The following is a 1,479-nucleotide window of genomic DNA, read 5'->3' on the forward strand; positions in this document are numbered from 1 at the left end:
GCTGCTGTGGCTGCTCCAGCGCGTCCTGCTGCGAATAGCTTTCTTCCTCCTGGGCTTGTACCTGATGGGCCTGCTGCTGCGCCTGTTGATCTGAACGCCCATCCCTTCGCCGATCGGCGGATTTCGATCCTCGCCCACGCCTACATGCCGTCGAAGGGCGATATCTACATGTTCGCCCTGGATGACCCTGCCGGCCGGCACCTGGAACTCACCAGTTGGCAACTCGTGGGATCCGGCTACGCGATCAAGCCACGCGGCGAGTGCGTGGCCGAACTGCTCTACGGGGAATGGGAGGGGACCGTCACCTGTGCCGGCTCTTCGGTCCGGCCGGTGGCGGTCGCTGGCGAGCCGCCGTTGCTCAACCTGCCGCCATCGGCAGCGGGCGCCCGTGAGCCTGACAAGGTGCCGCTGACCATCGTCCCCGATTCCGAATACGCCTCGCGGCCCTGGAGGCAGAAATGATCGATTGGGAATTCCTCGTTCCGGTGGCTATGGGCTGGGCGCTGCATCACTGGTGGACGGTGATGACGGCGCTAGCGGCGGTAGGGGTGCCGCCATGAGGGGCGGGCCGCGCCGCCGGCCGGGAGCGGAAGGCATGAGCGATAGGCCGAAGGCGCGGCCGACGCCCCTGTAACACGTCAGATAACCCCCGATCAGCAACCCCATAGAACCTCATTAACGGGTAAAGAACATGAAGACTCCGATCCATCCAACGCGACTGGTCCTCGAAGAGAACGGGGATTTCCACAAGTCCCCGAAGGGGATGCTTTTCATGGACCCGCTCAATGGACAGTTCACCGACCTGTCAGGCGTGCGCATCCTGCGGTGTGGCGTGGACACCGTGCGGCAGTTGTACAACGGCAAGCTCCGGCCGGAAGTCATGGCGCTGTTTGACCTGTCGGTGGATGTGGTCGAGTTCGCCGGTTACGAATGGTCCAAGGGCCGTATCGGTCGCGACTCTGGCTATCAGTACCGCCTGCAGAACGCCGAAATGGGCCTGATCTTGCTGATCAAGAACCACAACATCAAGGTCGACACCATTGGCTCGCACCTCAAGATCGAGGTGTCGCCTCACGCCATTGACGGCGCCGATCCGCGTATTCTCCAGGGCGTGCTGGATGACCTGGCCGCAGCGGTGCTGAGTCACTGCGAGACCAACCAAGCAGCCGTGCATATCGCGCTGGATGTGCAGGGCTGGACGCCTCCGGCTGATCTCGTTGACCGCATGCATTGCCGCTCGCGTCGGGTGCGGCAAATCAGCGGGATCGAGCGGATCGAGTTCGACGGCAACGCCTCGGTCTACGGGCGTGGCGAGACGTACATGTTCGGCTCGGCCAACGGTCTGCAACTGTCGATCTATAACAAGACCCTCCAGGCTCGGGCCACCGACAAGCTCGACTATTGGGAAAGCGTGTGGGCGACCCTGAACGGGGATCCGTTCGGCGATGGCGACCCGGCCTATAACCCCCTGGAAACGGT

2 pseudogenes are annotated in these 1,479 nt (G+C 63.1%); both read left to right on the forward strand.

Going from position 1 to position 1,479, the window contains the following annotated elements:
* Positions 1-462, forward strand: a pseudogene (locus HMPREF2924_RS07600) (hypothetical protein); the annotation flags it as partial.
* Positions 463-691: 229 nt separating this feature from the next.
* A pseudogene (locus HMPREF2924_RS07605) lies at positions 692-1,479 on the forward strand (hypothetical protein); the annotation flags it as partial.

The organism is Pseudomonas sp. HMSC063H08, from assembly GCF_001813645.1.
In the GTDB taxonomy this organism is placed as follows: Bacteria; Pseudomonadota; Gammaproteobacteria; order Pseudomonadales; family Pseudomonadaceae; genus Pseudomonas; species Pseudomonas aeruginosa.